This is a genomic window from Lentzea sp. CA-135723 (genome assembly GCF_050936595.1).
Classification (GTDB): Bacteria; Actinomycetota; Actinomycetes; order Mycobacteriales; family Pseudonocardiaceae; genus Lentzea.
The window spans coordinates 1824952-1842933 of sequence record NZ_JBNJMK010000001.1 but is presented as its reverse complement, the minus strand read 5'-3'; the positions used below and the strand labels follow the sequence as shown (position 1 = coordinate 1842933).

Annotated in this window: 18 protein-coding genes and 1 tRNA gene; 13 read left to right on the top strand and 6 right to left on the bottom strand. The window is 71.5% G+C overall.

Annotated features, from left to right (window positions below):
- Positions 1 to 4: 4 nt before the first annotated feature.
- On the bottom strand, positions 5 to 937 hold the full coding sequence (locus tag ACQEU1_RS07975) for an EamA family transporter (protein ID WP_433211380.1): 933 nt from the start codon (positions 935 to 937) through the stop codon (positions 5 to 7).
- Between the two features lie 89 nt (positions 938 to 1026).
- On the opposite strand from ACQEU1_RS07975, the gene ACQEU1_RS07970 reads away from it, so the two are divergent.
- A complete protein-coding gene (locus ACQEU1_RS07970) occupies positions 1027 to 1581 on the top strand; it encodes a CGNR zinc finger domain-containing protein (RefSeq protein WP_433197832.1) in 555 nt (184 codons plus the stop codon).
- A gap of 72 nt (positions 1582 to 1653) precedes the next feature.
- Here ACQEU1_RS07970 and ACQEU1_RS07965 read toward each other — a convergent pair whose 3' ends face one another.
- Positions 1654 to 3069 (bottom strand): aldehyde dehydrogenase family protein, encoded by a 1416-nt coding sequence (locus tag ACQEU1_RS07965; RefSeq protein ID WP_433197830.1) that lies wholly within the window; start codon positions 3067 to 3069, stop codon positions 1654 to 1656.
- Between the two features lie 66 nt (positions 3070 to 3135).
- Between ACQEU1_RS07965 and ACQEU1_RS07960 the strand changes: the two genes are divergently transcribed.
- The 11 genes from ACQEU1_RS07960 to ACQEU1_RS07910 all read left to right on the top strand — a co-directional run bounded on the left by ACQEU1_RS07960 (position 3136) and on the right by ACQEU1_RS07910 (position 15016).
- Entirely contained in the window at positions 3136 to 3732 is a 597-nt protein-coding gene (locus ACQEU1_RS07960; RefSeq protein WP_433197828.1) for a TetR/AcrR family transcriptional regulator, read from the top strand.
- A 100-nt stretch (positions 3733 to 3832) separates the two neighbouring features.
- Positions 3833 to 5044, top strand: coding sequence for a cytochrome P450 (locus ACQEU1_RS07955; protein WP_433197826.1), 1212 nt, complete (start codon positions 3833 to 3835; stop codon positions 5042 to 5044).
- A 29-nt stretch (positions 5045 to 5073) separates the two neighbouring features.
- Positions 5074 to 5901, top strand: coding sequence for an SAM-dependent methyltransferase (locus tag ACQEU1_RS07950; protein WP_433197824.1), 828 nt, complete (start codon positions 5074 to 5076; stop codon positions 5899 to 5901).
- Positions 5902 to 5996: 95 nt separating this feature from the next.
- Complete coding sequence (locus ACQEU1_RS07945) at positions 5997 to 6767, top strand: hypothetical protein (RefSeq protein ID WP_433197822.1); 771 nt, start codon at positions 5997 to 5999, stop codon at positions 6765 to 6767.
- Positions 6768 to 6787: 20 nt separating this feature from the next.
- Positions 6788 to 7045, top strand: a complete 258-nt coding sequence (locus ACQEU1_RS07940) for an acyl carrier protein (RefSeq protein ID WP_433197820.1) — start codon at positions 6788 to 6790, stop codon at positions 7043 to 7045.
- Positions 7042 to 8136, top strand: a complete 1095-nt coding sequence (locus tag ACQEU1_RS07935) for an SDR family oxidoreductase (protein ID WP_433197818.1) — start codon at positions 7042 to 7044, stop codon at positions 8134 to 8136. Before ACQEU1_RS07940 ends, ACQEU1_RS07935 begins: the two co-directional genes overlap by 4 nt.
- On the top strand, positions 8133 to 8900 hold the full coding sequence (locus tag ACQEU1_RS07930) for a hypothetical protein (RefSeq protein ID WP_433197816.1): 768 nt from the start codon (positions 8133 to 8135) through the stop codon (positions 8898 to 8900). The genes ACQEU1_RS07935 and ACQEU1_RS07930 overlap by 4 nt, the downstream gene beginning before the upstream one ends.
- Positions 8897 to 11527: a phosphoenolpyruvate synthase gene (locus ACQEU1_RS07925; RefSeq protein WP_433197814.1), complete on the top strand. Its 2631-nt coding sequence runs from the start codon at positions 8897 to 8899 to the stop codon at positions 11525 to 11527. The genes ACQEU1_RS07930 and ACQEU1_RS07925 overlap by 4 nt, the downstream gene beginning before the upstream one ends.
- Positions 11524 to 13236, top strand: coding sequence for a hypothetical protein (locus tag ACQEU1_RS07920; RefSeq protein WP_433197812.1), 1713 nt, complete (start codon positions 11524 to 11526; stop codon positions 13234 to 13236). Before ACQEU1_RS07925 ends, ACQEU1_RS07920 begins: the two co-directional genes overlap by 4 nt.
- Entirely contained in the window at positions 13227 to 13904 is a 678-nt protein-coding gene (locus ACQEU1_RS07915; RefSeq protein WP_433197810.1) for a dTMP kinase, read from the top strand. Before ACQEU1_RS07920 ends, ACQEU1_RS07915 begins: the two co-directional genes overlap by 10 nt.
- A complete protein-coding gene (locus ACQEU1_RS07910; RefSeq protein WP_433197808.1) occupies positions 13901 to 15016 on the top strand; it encodes an acyl-CoA dehydrogenase family protein in 1116 nt (371 codons plus the stop codon). The genes ACQEU1_RS07915 and ACQEU1_RS07910 overlap by 4 nt, the downstream gene beginning before the upstream one ends.
- A gap of 35 nt (positions 15017 to 15051) precedes the next feature.
- Here ACQEU1_RS07910 and ACQEU1_RS07905 read toward each other — a convergent pair whose 3' ends face one another.
- The 4 genes from ACQEU1_RS07905 to selD form a co-directional block, all read right to left on the bottom strand.
- Positions 15052 to 15438: a VOC family protein gene (locus ACQEU1_RS07905; RefSeq protein ID WP_433197806.1), complete on the bottom strand. Its 387-nt coding sequence runs from the start codon at positions 15436 to 15438 to the stop codon at positions 15052 to 15054.
- A 15-nt stretch (positions 15439 to 15453) separates the two neighbouring features.
- Positions 15454 to 16170 (bottom strand): SRPBCC family protein, encoded by a 717-nt coding sequence (locus ACQEU1_RS07900; protein WP_433197804.1) that lies wholly within the window; start codon positions 16168 to 16170, stop codon positions 15454 to 15456.
- Positions 16167 to 16775, bottom strand: a complete 609-nt coding sequence (locus ACQEU1_RS07895) for a helix-turn-helix domain-containing protein (protein ID WP_433197802.1) — start codon at positions 16773 to 16775, stop codon at positions 16167 to 16169. The genes ACQEU1_RS07900 and ACQEU1_RS07895 overlap by 4 nt, the downstream gene beginning before the upstream one ends.
- Before the next feature lie 75 nt (positions 16776 to 16850).
- A complete protein-coding gene (gene selD, locus ACQEU1_RS07890) occupies positions 16851 to 17816 on the bottom strand; it encodes a selenide, water dikinase SelD (RefSeq protein ID WP_433197800.1) in 966 nt (321 codons plus the stop codon).
- A gap of 66 nt (positions 17817 to 17882) precedes the next feature.
- Between selD and ACQEU1_RS07885 the strand changes: the two genes are divergently transcribed.
- Positions 17883 to 17977: transfer RNA gene (locus tag ACQEU1_RS07885), tRNA-Sec, on the top strand.
- The last annotated feature ends 5 nt before the right edge of the window (positions 17978 to 17982 follow it).

Sequence of the window (17982 nt, the reverse complement as noted above, 5' to 3'; positions counted from 1 at the left end):
CCCGTCACGCGATCGCCGGTGCCGCAAGGGGTTCGGCCGGCTGCCGTTCGGCACGCACGAACACGATTCCGCCGAGGATCAGCAGGCCGCCGAACAGCTGCAACGGCGACAGCGTCTCGCCCAGCAGCAGCCAGGCGAACAGCGACGCCGACACGACCTCCAGCAACGCGATGAACGACGCCAGCCGCGACCCGAGGATGCCGGAGGCCGTGATCCCGCTGGCGTACGCGAGGGCCGTGGCGACGACCGCGACGACCAGCAGCGGCACCCACCAGGCCACCGGCGTCCCGAACAGCGGGACGTCGTGGAACGTCGCGGTGAACGGCAGCAGGCCGAGCCCGCCGATCACGGCCAGCGCGGGCGCGGCCACGAGCAGCCCGGCGCCGGCCAGCGCCACCGGCGGCAGGCCGTTGCTGGGCCGCGCGGCGATCACGAAGTACCCCGAGCACCCGAGGGCGGCCCCGAAGGCGGCGAGCAGGCCGAGCGGGTCCACGGCCTGGATGGCGCCGGGCCCGATCACCAGCACGAGACCGCCGACCGCGAGCGCCGAGCCGACCAGCACCACCGGCGCGGGCGTCTTCCTGCTGGCCGCCCAGGCGAACCCGACCAGGATCAGCGGCGCGAGGAACTCGATCAGCAACGCCGTGGCGACCGGGATCCGGGCGATCGCGGCGAAGTAGAGGACCTGGGTGATCGCGACGCCGATGATGCCCATGCCCAGCACCCGCCAGCGCGCCGCGGCCAGGAGGGACCAGCGGCCTCGCATCATCACGACCACGAACGGCAGCAGCACGACTCCGGCGGCGAACGCGCGGGCCGTCACGGCGGCGGCCGGTGACCAGCCCGCCTCCAGCAGCGGTTTGACGAACGCTCCCGACATGCCGAACGAGATGAACGAGACCGCTGCCGCGATCAGGCCGGTGGACTTCGACGGCATCTCCACGCCTACCTCCCAGCTCGGAGCGATGTCATGGCCTAACCTGGCTGACGCCCCTGACGCTAGGCCGCGCTCGGTAAGGAGTCAATTTGCGTTTTGCCCCTGACACGGAGGATTCGCTCACGTTCGTCGTGGTGCTGGGCAACACCGACCCGTCGGCGTCGCGCGGCGGTGACGACGAGCTGGCCACGGTCGAGCAGCTCATGGCCCTGCTCGGCCGGTACCCCTACACCGGGCGCATCGACGGCGACGAGGCCGAGCTCGATGACGTGCACCGCACGCGCGCACTGCTCAGGCGGGTGTGGTCGCTCAGCCGCGACGACGCCGTCGAGGCCGTCAACAAGATGCTGCGCGACGCCAACGCGTTGCCCCACCTCGTGCGGCACGACGGTCTCGACTGGCACATGCACGCCACCGAACCCACCTCGCCGCTCGCCGAACGGATCCGCGTCGAGGCGGCCCTCGCGCTCATCGACGTGATCCGGATGAACGAGATGGACCGGCTGCGGGTGTGCGAGGCGGACGACTGCGCGGGGCTGCTGCTCGACCTGTCGCGCAACGGCCTCAAGCGGTTCTGCTCGGTCCGGTGCGGCAACCGGATGAACATGATCGCGTTCAGGGAGCGGCGTGCCACGGAATCCTGAGGTCGGTGGCCGAAACCGGCGAAGCCCGTTTCGGCCACCGACCGAAACCGGCTTCTAGGAGTGTCACAGCCATCAGCCGCGGCGCATTAGTGCCTGCGAGAGCTTGCGGCCCAGGTCGTGGAACGGCGGCTGCGCCAGGCGGAGCGTGTCCAGCAGGAGTGGCTTGCGCAGCACCGGCTTCAGGTGCGAGAAGGCCTGCCACGAGTAGGTGCCGTGGTAGGCGCCCATCCCGCTGGCGCCGACCCCGCCGAACGGCAGCCCGGCCGCCGCCACGTGCACCAGGCCGGCGTCGTGCACGACCGCGCCGGACGACGTGCGCTCCTCGAACAGGCGCCGGGTGCGCGCCGAGGCCGAGAAGACGTACAGCGCCAGCGGTTTGTCCCAGCCGGTGACCAGGTCGACCGCCTCGTCGACCGTGTCGACGGCGACGATCGGCAGCACCGGGCCGAAGATCTCCTCCCGCAGCACGGGATGCGCGGCGTCCGGGCCGATCGCCGTGGTGCCGCTGAGCGTCACGACCGTGGGCGCGAGGTACCGCTCCGCCCGGTCGTGCTCGCCGCCGACGACCACGTTCGTGCCGTCCAGCAACGACACGAGCCGGTCGAACTGCCGCTCGTTCACGATCCGGCCGTAGTCGGCGCTCGCCCGCGGATCGGTGCCCCACAGGTCGGCGATCGCCCTGCGGCAGGCCTCGACCAGCGCGGGCACCCGGTCCGGTGTGGTCAGCACGTAGTCCGGCGCGACGCAGGTCTGGCCCGCGTTGGTGAACTTCGCCCACACCAGACGGCGCGCGGCCTGGTCGACGTGCGCGTCGTCGTCGAACCAGGCGGGCGACTTGCCGCCGAGCTCCAGCGTCACCGGCGTGAGGTGCTCGGCCGCCGCGCGCATCACGATCCGCCCGACCGTGCCGCTGCCGGTGAACACGATGTGGTCGAAGCGTTGCGCCAGCAGGTCCGTCGTCTCCGGCACGGCACCCTCGACCACGCGCACGGCACCGTCGCCGAAGTACCGCGGCACCAGCCTCGCCATCAACGCCGAAGTGGTCGGCGCCAGCTCGCTCGGCTTGAGCACGGCCGTGTTGCCCGCCGCGAGCACGCCGACGAGCGGGGCGAGCAGGAGCAGCACCGGGTAGTTCCACGGCGCGATCACCAGCACGACACCCAGCGGCTCGGAGACGAGCTTGGCGCGCGCAGGCCACAGCACCATCGGGACCGGGCCCCGCTTGGCGCGCGTCCACTTCCTCAGGTGGCGCAGCGTGTGGCTGATCTCCGCCAGCACCACGCTGATCTCGGTCAGCTGCGCCTCGCCCGCGCCCTTGTGCAGGTCCTCCCACAGCGCGGCCTCGAACGCGGCCTCGTTCTCGACGAGCATGGCGCGCATCGCCTTGAGGCTCGCGGCGCGCACGGCGGGGGAGCGGGTGGCACCGGAGTCGAAGACCTCGCGCGCGGCGGACACGACCGCGGGGATGTCGGCTGTCGTCGTGGACATGCGCCCACCGTACACCAATACGAAAGGGATCCTTTTCGTTTCTTTCGGTCTGTAGACTCGGCGGCGATGACCACGAAGGACGCGGCACAGGGACGCCCCAAAGATCCTCGGGTGGACGCGGCCCTGATCAGCGCGGCGATCGAGGTCCTGAACGAGTCGGGCTGGGCCGCCTTCACCACGACCGCCGTCGCGAAGCGCGCCGGCGCGTCGACCGCGTCGCTCTACCGCCGCTGGCCGTCCAAACAGGCGCTCGCCGGAGCCGTCGCGCGGCACATCACCCAGGCCGAACTGTCCGGCATCGACACCGGGTCGCTCGAAGGCGACCTGCGGGAGCTCCTCGACCGCAAGCGGCAGGTCCTCGAGACCGCGACCGGGCCGGCATTGCTCTCGCTGATGGGTCAGGCCGCGCACGACCCCGAGCTGCGGCAGATCCTGCACGACGACGTGTACCTCGCCGTCCGCGAGCAGCTCGGCGCGCTCATCGCCACCGCCGTGCGGGCGGGAGAGTTGGCGCGCGAGGTCGATCCCGCCCAGACGGACGTGCTGACCCTGGTGCTGATCGGAACAGCGTTGGCCCGTTCGGTCTTCCTCGTACCGTCCGAACGCGACGCCGAGCTCCGGATGCTGCTCAGCGTGATCACCGGCGCCGCCGCTCAGGCCTGACGGCCCTCCCGGGAGCCTTGCATCGCTCGAACGCGCGTGCCTAGTATGACAATTAGTCATACAGGGCGTCGGGGGGCGTTCCCCGAGGTGAGGGGCGAGGATGACGGACTTGTCGGCGCCACGGGACAACGGCGCGCCACGGCTGACTTTCGCCGACGGAGGCACGGCCGTCTTCGGCTGGCTCAAGCACATGCGGGACGAGCGGCCGGCGTGGTTCGACGAGTCGAACGGGACGTGGAGCCTGTTCCGCTACGACGACATCGTGCGGGCGTTGCGCGACACCGACGTGTTCTGCTCGGACCCGTCCCGGTCGCTGCCGCCGGAGATCGCGGAGAACGCCGAGGGCAGCATGGTCTCGATCGACCCGCCGCGGCACGGCCGGTTGCGCGGACTCGTGTCGCACGTCTTCACGCCGCGGCTCGTCGAGCAGCTCACGCCGCGCATCGAGCAGATCGTCGAGGACCTGCTCGACCCCGTGCTGGCGGACTCCAGTGGACGGTTCGACCTCGTCGGTGACCTCGCGTACGAGCTGCCGGTGATCGTCATCGGCGAGCTGCTCGGGCTGCCGGCCGCCGACCGCGAGTTCCTGGTGCGCTGTGCCGACGAGTTCTACGCCATCGAGTCCGACGACCCGTTCGACGGCGGCTACATGGAGTCGATGCAGTCCACTTTGGACGAGCTGAACGAGTACATGCTCAGGCACGCCAAGCTGAAGCGCGACCAACCGGCGGACGACCTGATGACCGCGCTCGCGCTGGCCGAGATCGAGGGCGAGCGGCTGAGCGACCGGGAGATCCGCAACTTCGCCGTGCTGCTGCTGACCGCCGGGCACATCACCACGACCGCGTTGCTGGGCAACACGGTGCTGTCGATGTCGGAGAACCCGGAGGTCATGGCGGACTGGCGCGCGGGCACCGCCGACCCGGCCGCGGTGATGGAGGAGGTGCTGCGCCACCGCAGCCCGTTCACCGAGGTCTACCGGTTCACCACGACCGACGTGGAGATCGGCGGCGCCGTCATCCCCGCGGACCAGCTGGTGCGGGTCTGGCTCGTGTCCGGCAACCGCGACGAACGCCAGTTCGCCGACCCCGACGCGTTCCGGCTCGGCCGCACGACCGGGCGGCACCTCGGGTTCGGCATGGGCATCCACTACTGCCTCGGCGCGGGCCTCGCGCGGGCCGAGACGACCGCCGCGTTGCGCGTGCTCTCCCGGCGCACCAAGGAGATCGCGCCCGTGCACGACGAGCTCACGTTCTACGACGCCCCGGGAATCTTCTGCCTGCGGGGACTTCCGGTCACCTTCCACCGCTGACGAACCCACGAGGAAAGCGAGCTGCGTCGATGTCGACTACGGACGGCCAGGCCACCGGCGAGAAGTACGACTACAAGGCCGACGAGGACATGCGGACGGACGTGTGGGACGAGAACCTCCACGTCGGCTACTGGTCGGGCGCGGACGACACCAGCGCGGTCGAGGTGGCCACGGACCAGCTCACCGACCTGGTGATCGCCCGCACGCGGATCTCCTCCGGGCAACGGCTGCTCGACGTCGGCTGCGGACTCGGCAAGCCCGCCCGCAGGGTCGCCGCGCAGGCCGGCTGCTCGGTCGCCGGGATCTCGGACGACCCGGCGCAGGTCAAGCGCGCCACCGAGGCGGCGGGCGACGCCGACGTGCGGTTCGTGCACGCGGACGCGATGGAGCCGCTGCCGTTCGAGGCGGGGGAGTTCGACGCGGCGTGGGCGATCGAGTCGCTGGTGCACATGCCGGACCGGGAGAAGGCCTTCCGCAACATCGCGGCGGTGCTGAAGCCCGGTGCGATGCTCGTCGCCACCGACTTCTTTGAGAACGTGCCGCTCGACGGCGAGCGCAAGGAGGCCGTGGACGCGTTCCTCGGCGTCGCGAGCCTCGGCCCGATCCCGCGCCTCGACGACTACCCGGCGCTGCTGCGCTCGACCGGCTTCGAGCTGGTCGAGTTCGTCGACATCACCGAGAACACGCACCGCACCTACGCGTTGCTGCTGGAGCAGCTGTACGAGAACGAGAAGGACCTGCGCTCCGACCACGGTGACGCCGTGTTCGAAGGATTCGTCAAGGCGTTCAAGGGGTGCGCCGAGTCGCTGGTGCCCCGCTACATGCTCTTCGTCGCACGCCGCCTGGCCGACAGCTGATCTTCTAACCACCCCTGCACCACCGGTCCCGCGCGCCCATTCGGTCGTGCGTCGATGACGCGCGCGTTCATTTCCCCCACAAGGAGAACAGCCACATGAGGAAGTCATCTCTCGCCCTGTCGTCCGTGCTGCTCGCACTGGCGGCGACGCTCGTACCCGTGACCGCCCAGGCGAGCGGGTCGGTCGTCGTCACGTCGGAAGGCGACTGCCTGGAGTTCGGTGAGATCGCGCAGATCACCGCCGCCGAGGCGCGGGCACTCGTGCCGGCGCGCTACAAGGTCCGCGAAGCCGACGGCACACCGGGCAAGGTCAACGTCTACATGGGCGACTACTCGTGCTCGGGCATCTCGGTCAACGGCGGCCGCGCCAAGCCGACCATGATCACGATGGCGACCGTCGAGATCTCGCACCGCGACGGCGTCGAGCAGCCGTGGGGCACCACGCAGCCGTTGTGGTGGGGCACGAACCAGCCTGCGCTGACCAACGCGGTGCAGAAGCTCGGCGCCCCGGCCCGGCACGTCCAGGCCACCAGAAAGATCACAACAATGCCGAACGGCATGTTATTGGTGCACAACAAGTACACCGGGTCCGCTGTGGACCACGAGCGGTTCGCCGTGGTCGAGGACATCTCCTCGCTGCCCGTGACGAAGTTCCACACGCCGGTCGGCTACTACACCGGCACCCGCGGTGAGATCCAGTTCGTCTACGACATGGAGTTCCGCGCCAAGGAGCAGGCCGCGAACTCGATCCTGGTGTCCGGCCCGAACACCGACCTGGTGAAGAAGTACGGGTTCCCGGTCACGCACACCTCGAAGAACACCCTGATGACCGGCAAGTGGACCATGCGCGCCGAGCTCAAGCGCTGACCGGGCCCGAGGAGACTGCGATGGACGACGAGTCGGTGCGCGAGGCGGTGCACGGCATCCTGCGCCACATGTCGCACGGGGACTCCGCGGAGTTGTCCGACGACGCGAGAATCGCCACGGACCTCGGGTTCGACTCGTTGCGGCTCCTCGAGCTCGCGATCGTCATCGAGGAACGGTTCGAGCTCGCCGAGGTGAACGTGGACGAGGCCCTCGGCGTCTCGACCGTGCGGGAACTGGTCGACCTGGTCACCGAACGCGTGACGGGGACGGCGGCGTGAGCGGGCTGCGGGTCCTCGTCACCGGCGCGGCGGGACTCGTCGGCGCCGAGGTCTGCGCCCGCCTGGCCGAACAGGGCCACACCGTGCTGGCTCTCGTGCACAAGCGGTCCGAGATCGTGCGCAACGACGGAACGGTCGCGCGCACGGTCTCGCGGCCCGGTCCCGGCCTGGTGTCCTGTGTGGCCGGTGACGTCACGAAACCTATGCTGGGCCTGAACACCGAGCAGTACTCCTCGCTCGCTTCCGGCGTGGACCGGATCGTGCACTCCGCCGCCACCACCGACTTCGGGAGGCGGTGGGAGACCTACGAGTCGCTCAACGTCGAAGGCACCCGCAACGTCGTGCGGCTGGCGTCGGAGTGCACGGTGCCGCTCGTGCACGTCAGCACGGCGTACGTGTGCGGCGAGGGCGTCGGCCGCGTGCTGGAGTCCTCTTTGGACGCCGGGCAGAGGTTCGGCACCGGGTACGAGCGCAGCAAGTTCTTGGCGGAGCAGGAGGTGCGGGCGTCCGGGGTGCCGTTCGCCGTGGTGCGGCCCAGCATGATCGTCGGGACGCAGGAGTCCGGGGTGATCCGCGACTTCAAGAACATGTACGTGGTGCTGAAGCTGTTCACCCAGGGACGCGTGCGGTCGGTGCCCGGCTTCTACGACGCGTTGCTCGATCTCGTACCGGTCGACTACGTGGCCGCGCTGATCTGCGAGGTGGTGAACCGGTTCTGGGCCGCCGAGGGGCGCACGTTCCACGCCGTCGGGGCCCGCTCGCACACGTTGCTCGACGTGAGCAACGCGCTGGCCGAGTACCCGATGTTCCAGGTGCCGCACTACGTCTCGCCGTCCGCGTTCTCGGTCGACGCGCTGCCGGCGGACGAGCGCGTCTACTACCGGCGGATCATCGCGATGTACGAGAGCTTCTTCCGCAGGCGTGCCCGGTTCGACGCCACGAACGCCCTCGGCCTGATGCCGTGGCGGCCGACCGCCACCGGCGTCGACTACCTGCGCACGTTGCTCGACCACTGCGTGCGCGTCGGCTACCTGGGACGCGCGGAGCCGGGCATCGGCGACGTGCTGCGGATGGCCGGGAGAACGGGATGACCGCCGCCGCCCGGTACGTGCGTCTGCGGTTCCCACCGCAGACGCACGGCCTCGCCGCCGTACTGACCTACGTCACGGTCGTGGTGCTCTGCGGCGCCGTGCCGGCGCTGACGGGCGGGGCGACGTTCGTGCTGTTGTTCCTGTTCCTGCGGCTGGTGGACGACCACGACGACGGCGAGGCGGACCTTCGCGCTGGGCTTGCTGTTGTTGCTTGCCTTGTTCTCCTGCTCAACCTGCACGACCTCCAGGCCCTCGCCGTTGCCGGCGGGGCGTGCGCCGCCGCCCTCGCGGCCCCACTCCTGCCCCGTCGCGGTGTCACACACCCGGTGGTGCTCTTCGTCGCGTACGAGGTGGCGCCGCTGCTGGTGTTCGGATACGGCGCCGTGACGGCGGGAGCACCCCCGATGGTGGCCGCGGGGGCGGCGGTGTTGCTCTGGAGTGCTTACGAGTACTGGAAGTTCAGCCGGAAGCTGGACGAGCCGGGGTACGTGCCGTTCGGGCTCGGGCTGGGTGGGCGGCTGGTCGCCGCGGCGGTGCTGGCCGGGGTCGCGGTGCTGGCTTCGGTGGGGCTGGCCGTCGTCGGTGCGGTGCCGTGGGTGCTGCCGGTGCTGGTCGGGGCGATCGCTGCGGGATGGGTGGGGTCGGTGCGGTCCTGGTGGCGTTCCGGGCGGCGGGGTGCGGAGTGGTGGTCGGGGCTGACCTTCGTGCTGGCCGTCGACTTGGTGGTCCTTCTGGTGGGGGCGGTGTGGGGAGTGTGGCCATGACAGTCGTGACACGCGAGAGCGATCTGACCGGAGCCAAGGCCCGTGGGCTGCGGGAGCTGGCCGACGCCGGGTTCGTCGTGCCGCCGTGGCGGGTGATCGGCGCGGACGTGCTGCGCCGCCACCTAGCCTCCACCGGTCTTTCCGAACGCATCGAGGCAGCGCTGCTCTGCGTCACGCCGGAGACCGCCGAGGCCGTCTCGGCGGAGATCTCGGCCGCGATCCTGGAGACACCGCTCGCGCCCGAGGTGCTGGCCGAGGTCGAGGCCGCCGCCGAGGCGGTCGGCGGGCCGGTCGCCGTGCGGTCGTCCGGGCTGGACGAGGACGGGCCGAAGTTCTCGTTCGCCGGGCAGTTCGACACGTTCCTCAACGTCGGCCTCGACGCGGTGGCGGAGCACGTGCGGAAGTGCTGGGCCGGCGCGTATTCGGCGCGTGCGCTGGCCTACCGGCTCGCGCACGGGGTGCCGGTGGGTGGCGCGGGCATGGCGGTGATCGTGCAACGGCTGGTGCGCGCGGAGAAGAGCGGCGTGCTGTTCACGGCCAACCCGATGTCGGGCGAGCGGTCCGAACGCGTGGTGAGCGCCGTGTTCGGGCTCGGCGAGGGGCTGGTCGGCGGGGCCGTGGACGCCGACACGGTCGTGCTCGACGAGGCCGGGCAGGTCCTGCAGGTGACGGTGGGGGAGAAGCGCGAGCGGTACGACCCCGACGCGGGCGGTGGGTGCCGGGTCACCGAGACCGTCGCGGCGGCCAGGGAGTCGCTGGCGTTGAACGACGGTGAGCTGCGGGCGCTCAGCGAGCTGGCCGGACGGATCGAACGAGCCCGCGGCGGGCCGCAGGACGTCGAGTGGGCGATGGCGGACGGCACGCTGTGGGTGGTGCAGAGCCGGCCGATCACCGCAGGGCTCGGCGACCGGGGCGAGCTGCACGTGTGGGACAACTCCAACATCATCGAGAGCTTTCGCGGCATGACGTCGCCGCTGACGTACAGCTTCGCGCGGCGGGTCTACCAGCGGGTGTACGAGGAGTACTGCCGGGAGCTGAAGGTCGGCGACGCGCAGCTGGTGCAGGCGCAGGAGTGGTTGCCCGCGCTGCTCGGGTACTTCCACGGGCGGGTCTACTACAACCTGCTGAACTGGTACCGGCTGGTGCGGCTGGCGCCGTTGTACCGGCTGGGGCGGCGGAGTCTGGAGCTGACCCTCGGCGTCGAGGAGTCGCTCGATCCGGAGCTGGCGGACGGGCTGCACCCGTTCACGTTCGGGTCGCGGGCCGAGGAGATCCTGCGGACGGCGCGGTCGCGGGTGCGGTTCGCGAGCCGGTTCGCGTTGATCGAACGCACCGGCGAGCGGTTCATCGCCGACTTCTACCGCACCTACGAGGAGTTCGGGGCCACCGACTACGACTCGCTGACCGCGGACCAGGTCTACCGCCGCTACCAGGCGCTCGAACGCACGCTCGTCGCGCGCTGGGGCCGGGTCGCGGTGCTCGACGCCGTGATCGGGTTGTCGTTCGGCACCCTGCAGGCGCTCAACCGCAGGTGGCTGCCGGACGCGCCGATGTGGTTCACCTGGGCGGTGGCGGGTCCGGCGAACTCGGTCGAGTCGGCGGGGCCCGCCCACCGCATCGCCGAGCTGGCGGCGCTCGTGCGGGCCGACGACGAGCTGCGCCTGGTGGTCACCGAGACGCCGCCCGGGCAGGCGCGGGAGGCGTTGCTCGCGGCGGGCCACGCGACGTTCGTGTCCTATGTGGACGACTACGTGCGGCGGTACGGCGACCGGAGCCTGGACGAGCTGAAGCTGGAGTCGCCGAGCCTGCGGGACGACCCGTCGACGTTCTTCCCGATGCTGCGCGCCGCCGTGGCCGCGGTGGAGAGCACGACCGGGCGGGCCGACGCCGACGCGGTGCTGGCGTCGTTGAGTCCGGCGAGGCGGCAGGTCTACGAACGGGTGCGCGGCAAGGTGCGCCGTGCGTTGGAGCTGCGCGAACGGATCCGGTTCTGCCGCACCCGCGCGTTCGGGACGGCCAAGGTGATGATCCGCGCGATCGGCCGCAGGTTCGCCGAGCTGGGGTTGCTCGACTCGCCCGAGGACATCTTCTGGCTGTACCTGGAGGAGATCGGCGGCTGCTTCGAAGCGTCCACAGTGGACACCGACCTGCGGGCGCTGGTCGAGTCCCGCAAGGTTCGTGCCGAGTCCGACGCTCAGCTGACCGCGCCGTCGCGGTTCACCACGAAGGGCGCGGTGGGCACGAAGGCGAACCGCGTCGCCTGGGCCCGTGCCGTTCCGGGTGGGACCGCGGCCGCCGCCGGAGCCGAGCTCACCGGTGTGCCCGCCGGACCCGGCCGGGTGCGGGGGCAGGCACGGGTGGTCGACCTGCCGTCCGAGGCGGGCGGCGACATCCTCGTCACCTACCGCACCGACCCCGGCTGGGTGGCGTGGCTGCCGTCGGCGTCCGGGCTGCTGGTGGAACGCGGCAGTCCGCTGACCCACGTGGCGATCGTCGCCCGCGAACTGGGCGTGCCGACGGTCGTGCAGGTGCCGGGGCTGACCACGCGGGTGCGGGACGGCATGCGGCTCGACGTCGACGGGGCCACCGGCGTGATCCGGGTGCTGGCCGGGCCGGAGGAGTCGTGATCATCAGCCTGGAGCGGCTCACGTCGCTGCTCGACGAGACCCTGGAGATCGTGGAGGCGCCGCCGGGGTGCGGCGCCGTGCTGGAGGGCTCGATCGCGGAGGGGTTCGGGAACTCCTCGTCCGACATCGACTTCCTGCTGCTGGCCGACGACGACCACGAGCACCCGACCATGCAGACGATCGTGTTCGTGCAGGGACGGCGAGTCGAGGTGCGCACCCGTTCGTTGCGGCAGGTGCGGGCGCAGATGGACGCGGTCCCGCCGGCCGGGTTCGAGACGGTGCCGGCGGCGCTGCTCGACCGGTGCCAGCGGCTGCTCGGCGCGGTCGTGCTGCGGGACAACGACGTCGTGCGGCGGGCGCGGGACTTCCCGTTGTCGCTGGCCGAGGTGGTGTCCGGGTGGTACGGGCACCACAGCAGGCAGGCCATGCGGCACGCGGTGGCGTCGGACTTGCTGGGCCAAGCCGAGGCGGACGGGTGGGCTGCGCTGGCCGCCCGGCACGCGGCCAAGTCGTGGGTGGCGGCGCGCGGGGAGACGTACCTGGAGCCGAAGTGGCTCGACCGCCAGTTCGACCGGCTGATCGCCGGTGGGGACGCGGAGGCTGCCGGGCTGCGGGAGCGGTTGAGGGCGGGTGGATCGGTCGCGGAACGGGCCTTGCTGGTCGCGGACTTCGGGGTCGCGGGGTGTGCCGCGGACGGGCGCGAGGTCTCGGTGGGGTTGCGGCGGGGCGTCACGACGTGGCCGATCGGGGACCGGCTGCACGTGGTGCGGGAGCGGGCGGACGTGTTCGTGCTCGGTGGGGACGCGGCACGGGCGTGGCGGTCGATCGCGCCGGGGAAGCCGCTCGCGGCGGACGCGGGTGGTGCGCGGCCGCTCACGGCAGCGGGTGATGCGGCGGACCAGCCGCACGCGACGACGGGCGACGCGCCAGCGCGCTTGCTCGCGGTGACGAACGGCGACGCGGTGGCCGAGTTCCACCGGTGTGGGCTGATCGACCTCGTCTGGGGCGACACCGGCCCGATCGCCACCGCCCAGCCCTGGGCCCCTGCGGACCCGGTCACCCCGCCGCCGTCCACCCGCACCCCGGTCCTCGACCTCTCCGGTGGCGCCGCGGTCGTCCCCGAACGGCTGGCCTCGGTGCCCGCCGAGCGGGCCGCGGGCGGGCACCTGGCGTTGGTCCCCTTGCCCGCCAAGCGGTTCGCGGCCGCCGGGATGGCCCAGGTCTGGTCGAACATCATGGTCGAGAACGCCCGCGAGGACCTCACCGGCGCGCTCGACGGCGGCCAGCGGGAGGTGGCGCGCACCAGCGGGTTCCGGTTGCTGCACCACGCCTGCCGGGCCGTGCTCAGCGCGTGCGGCATGAACCCGCTGCCGCCCGACGCGGCCATCGTGGCCAGGCTCGCGTCGGCGGTGCCCGTGGATCTCGCCGACCAGGCGGCAGCCGTGGACCGGGCGCTGGCCGGTGACGACTGGGAGACGTGGGGCGAGCTGCTCGACAAGCTGGTCGCCGGGGTGCGCGACCTCGTGCGGGCCGACGTCTTCCCCGCGTCGTTCGACTCGGCCGCTGCCTGGGAGGCGACGCTGCGGATCGGGCACGACTGGATCCGGCTGGGTGCCTACCTCGACGCGGACTTCCCGATCGAGGAGGCCCGCGACCTGCTCACGTCCGGCGGGGCGCAGCCGCACCGGCAGGTGGGTCCGTGTTCCTAGCGCTGGAAGGCATCGACGGGGCCGGCAAGTCCAGCACCGCGGTGGCCGTGGCGGCACTGCTGCGCCAACGGGGCGAGGCGGTCCGGCTCGTCCGGCACAACGCCGCCGAGCCGGACGACCCGTTCGTCGCCGAGTACCTGGGTGGGTTGCGGGCGTTGCAGGAGATGTCGTTGCGGGGCCCGTACTTCCGGCTCGGCGACCCGCACTGGGTGCTGATCAGGGCGAGCTACTACGCGTTGGTCGACCGGTGCGTGATCACGCCCGCGCTGGAGAGCGGGCACGTGGTGGTGGCGGACGGCTGGTTCCACAAGTTCGTCGCGCGGGTCGCGGCCGGTGGGGTGCGGGAGAAGGGCGACTTCGACCGGCCGGAGCAGATGCTGCCGCTGTTCGCGCCCGTGCGGCGGCCGGACGGGGTGTTCCTGCTGGACACGCCCGTCGTCACGGCCGCGGCCCGCCGGATGGCGACTGTCAACCCCGGCGAGCTGGGACCGCAGAACGCCGGAACCTCCACCCCGGAGAAGGCTTTCGTGGCCTACCAGAGCGCGGTGCGCCGGCATCTGCTGGCGATGGCCGGACGGTGGCGGGTGGTGCGCACGGCGGAGAGGGACGTGCTGAGCATCGCCGCCGAGGTGTGCGCTGACCTCGACGTGCTGCGGGAGGCGGGATGAACGACTACCGCGCTAAGGTGCGCCGGGTCGTCGCCGGGTTCGTGCCCGACATGCCGCAGTGGGAACGCGACGGGCACCTGCCGGGAGAGCTGTTCCGCGAGCTGGGGGCGGCGGGCGCGTTCCACGAGCGGTGGGCGCTCGGACCGGTGGGCGGGCTGCCGCTGGCCAGGATCCTCGTCGAGGAGCTGGCGGTGCACAACGGAGGCGCGGCGCTCGCGGTCTCGTTGCACAGCGAGGTCTTCCTGCACGCCCTGCACCGGGCGGGCGGGCACGACGAGATCGTGCGGAAGGCGCTCGACGGGACCGTCATCGGGTGCGCGGCCGTGACCGAACCCGGTGCGGGCTCCGACGTGCCCGCCGTGACGACGTCCGCGACGCTCGACCAAGGCCGGTGGCGGCTGCGCGGCACCAAGTGCTTCATCACCAACGCCGGAAGGGCGACCCACGGCCTGGTGCTCGCCCGGACGGGGAACGCGCGGTTCGGTCTCTTCCTCACCGAACTGTCCGGAGTGGACAGGTTCGTGTCAACGCTCGGCGTGAAGTCCGCGGACACCGCCGTGCTGAACCTCGACGTCGACAACGCCGAAGCCGTGGGAAATCCGCGGGCCGGGCTCGTGCAACTGCTGCGGGTGCTGGACTTCGAACGGATCGCGGCCGCCGCCGGACTCATCGCCATGGCGAAGACGGCCATGGGGTTCGCCATCGCGCACATGCGCGAGAGAAACGCCTTCGGCACCAGGCTTTTCGACCACCAGGCGTTGCGGCACCGGATCGCCTGGCACTGGGCGAGGGTGGAGGCCGTCGCCACGATGCTCGACACCGCGACGACTCCCGGTCACGGGGGAGAGGTCTCGCACTCCGCCGTCGCCGCCGTGAAGCTGCTCGCCGCACGAGACTGCGCCGACGCCGTCGACGCCGCCCTGCAGGCGTTCGGCGGACGCGGCTACACCGAGGAGTTCCCTCTCGCCCGGATGTACCGCGACGTGCGGCTCACCCGGATCGGCGGCGGTACCGACGAGATGCTGTGCGAGGTGATCGCGGCCAACCTCGACGCCGACGACTCGCTCAGCGCCGCGTTCGTGCGCGACATCGCGGACAGGGGCGGGTGGTGAGGCCCGGAGCCGCGCGGTCCCGGGCCTGGCCACTGCTACTGCGCGTACGGGTTCTGCATGAGCGCGAGCGTCGCGCCCGCCGGGTCCTTGATCAGCGCGAACCCACCGGGTGCAGTGGTCGTCGGCGCCCGCAGGACCTCGCCGCCGTGCTCGGTCACCTGCGCGAGGCTCGCCCTCAGGTCGTCCACCGCGATGTAGGTGAGCCACTGGGCGGGCAGGTCCGCGTTGCCGCCCGACCGGTGGCAGACGCCCGCGACCGGTTCGCCGTTCGCCAGCATCATGTAGTCGTCGTACGAGCCCATGCTCAGCGGCTCCGGCGCCCAGCCGATCACCGAGGCGTAGAAGTCGCGGACCCCTGGCGCGTCGGCGACGGTGAGGTCGAGGCCGACGATCGTGCCGGCACGACTGGTCTGCTCAGCCATGAGAGTGCTCCCGCCTCACTTGCCGGTGTTCTCGGACCACCACTGCGACCAGCGCTTGTCCAGCAGCGAGTAGCCGTCCTCGCCGAGGCCGTACGTGCTGAGCAGCGCCATCGACGTGCCGGACGGGTCCGTCTCGGACGGGCCGGTGCCCGCGATGACCAGCAGGCCCTCGCCCCACGCGTCGACCGTCACGCCGAGCTGGTGCTCCGAGCGGAACCACACCTCGCCCTCGACGGCCTCGCCCGCGAGCGTCGCGGTGTAGCGGCTGCCGGGCTCGCCGACGCCGTCCAGCGCCAGGCGTTCGACGACGGTGCCGGAGTACGTGCCGCGGTTGCCGTAGAACAGCGTGCGGCGCGTCTCACCGGGCTTGCGCTCCAGTGCGAACCGCAGCTGGTGCAGGAACGACGTCCAGCCCTCGGTGACGTCGTCGTAGTACGCGTCCCACTCGGCGTCACCGCTCAACGGCGCGCGGGTGAGGATGATGCGCACGCCGTCGCCGTCCTCCTTGATCTCGAACTTGTCGCCGCCGTTGGGGACGAGCGTGTGGTTCGCCTCGTCCTCGACGACGTCGGTGAAGTAGATCGAGTCGAGCTCGGCCTCGAGCTCACCGGACTGCCACGCGTGCCACTGCCTGATCACGTCCTTGTCCCGCAGCGCGCGCCAGGCGGCGCCGACCGTGGTCGCCACCCGGACCTCCAGCCGCGGGGTGTCGGTGGCCTGGACGTCGTTCATTCGCTCTCTCCCTGTTCGTTCGGCTTCTCTGATGGCTTGGGGTGGCCGCTCGCGACGACCCGGTACGGGCGTCCGTCCGGCGTGTCGTACCGGGCCGCGATCTTGCGCATGGCCTCGGTCAGCTCGTCGGTGAACCTGTGCACGTCCGCGGGGCTCGCGAACCGCACGTCGCTCTCGGCGGTGAACGTGAGCAGGCGCTTGCCCGCCTCGTCCGCCTTCACCTGCATCCGCGCGACGTCGCGGACGGTGGCCGCCGCGACGTCGACGAGGTGCTCGGCCGCGTACTGGTCCTGGATCCGGTTGCGCTGGGCGGTGTCGTCCTCGTGACTCAGCACCGTCGGATCGACCACGAACGCGCCCGGCTTGGCCCGCACGATGCGTTCCACGCAGCCGCGCCGCTGCCGTTCCTCGACCAGCTCCACCAGGCCCGCCGTCTCCAGCGCGCGCAGGTGGTAGTTGACCTTCTGCCTGGGCAGGTCGAGCGCCGCCGCGAGCTGGGTCGCCGAAGCGGGCTCACGCAGCCTGGCCAGGAGTTTTCTGCGCAGCGGCGCCAGCACGACCGCCACCGCGTCGGGCTCGCCGAGGTAGTTGATGCCGCTGCTCATGGACCCATCGTTCAATTGACAATTTCATTTGTCAAATGAGGTAGCTCGATCGGAGGAACCGGCAAACCGGACAGATCAGCGGACCTCGACGAGGTGGTCGCGGCGGGCGACGAGCTCGCCGATCACCGGAGCGCCGGGGATCTCGCCCGCGAGCAGCAGCCCGCCGGACGTCTGCGCGTCGGCGAGGAGGAGCTCGGTGGTCTCGTCGGTGCGCGACTCGGTGTGGGGACGGACCCAGTCGAGGTTCCGCCTCGTGCCGCCGCTGACGTAGCCGTCCCTGACCGCCTCCCGCGCGCCGTCGAGGAACGGGACGGCGGCGGCGTCGATCACGGCGGTCAGGCCGCTGGCCCTCGCGATCTCCAGGGTGTGGCCGAGCAGTCCGAAGCCGGTGACGTCGGTGCCGCACCGGATTCCGGCGCCGAGCGCGGCTTTCGACGCCCGCGCGTTCAGCGTGATCATGGACGCGACCGCGTGCGGGAACACCTCGCCGGTCGCCTTGTGCCGGGTGTTGAGCACGCCGACGCCGAGGGGCTTGGTGAGCGAGAGCGGCGTGCCGGGGGTGCCGGAGTCGTTGCGCAGCAGGCGGTCCGGGTGCGCGATGCCGGTGACGGCCATGCCGTACTTGGGTTCGGGGTCGTCGATGCTGTGCCCGCCCGCGACCGGGCACCGGGCCTGCGCGGCGATCTCCGCGCCCCCTCCCAGGACCTCGGCGGCGATCTCCATCGGCAGCACGGTTCTGGGCCAGCACAGGAGGTTGACGGCGAGCACCGGGTCGCCGCCCATCGCGTAGACGTCCGACAACGCGTTGGCGGCGGCGATGCGCCCCCAGTCACGCGGGTCGTCGACCACGGGCGTGAAGAAGTCGATCGTCGACAGCACCGCCCGGTCGCCGTCGATCCGGATCGCCGCTGCGTCGTCGCCCGCGCCCACGAGCAGGCCGGGGAACGCCGGCAACGCCTTGGCCAGCAGGCTTTCCAGCTCGCCCGGAGGGATCTTGCACGCGCAGCCGCCGCCCGCGGCGGTCTGGGTCAGCCTCGTCATGATCCGACCTTGGCAAGCCAGGAGAAGGCGATGTTCCGCTGTCTTGCCGATCCTGGGACGCGCCGGGGAGGCGTCACCGGTCTGGTGACCGGCGCGGTCTTCAACACCGACGGGCGGCAGGACCTGCCGCCGGCGGGTTCGATTCCCGTCCGCCTCCGCCACATCC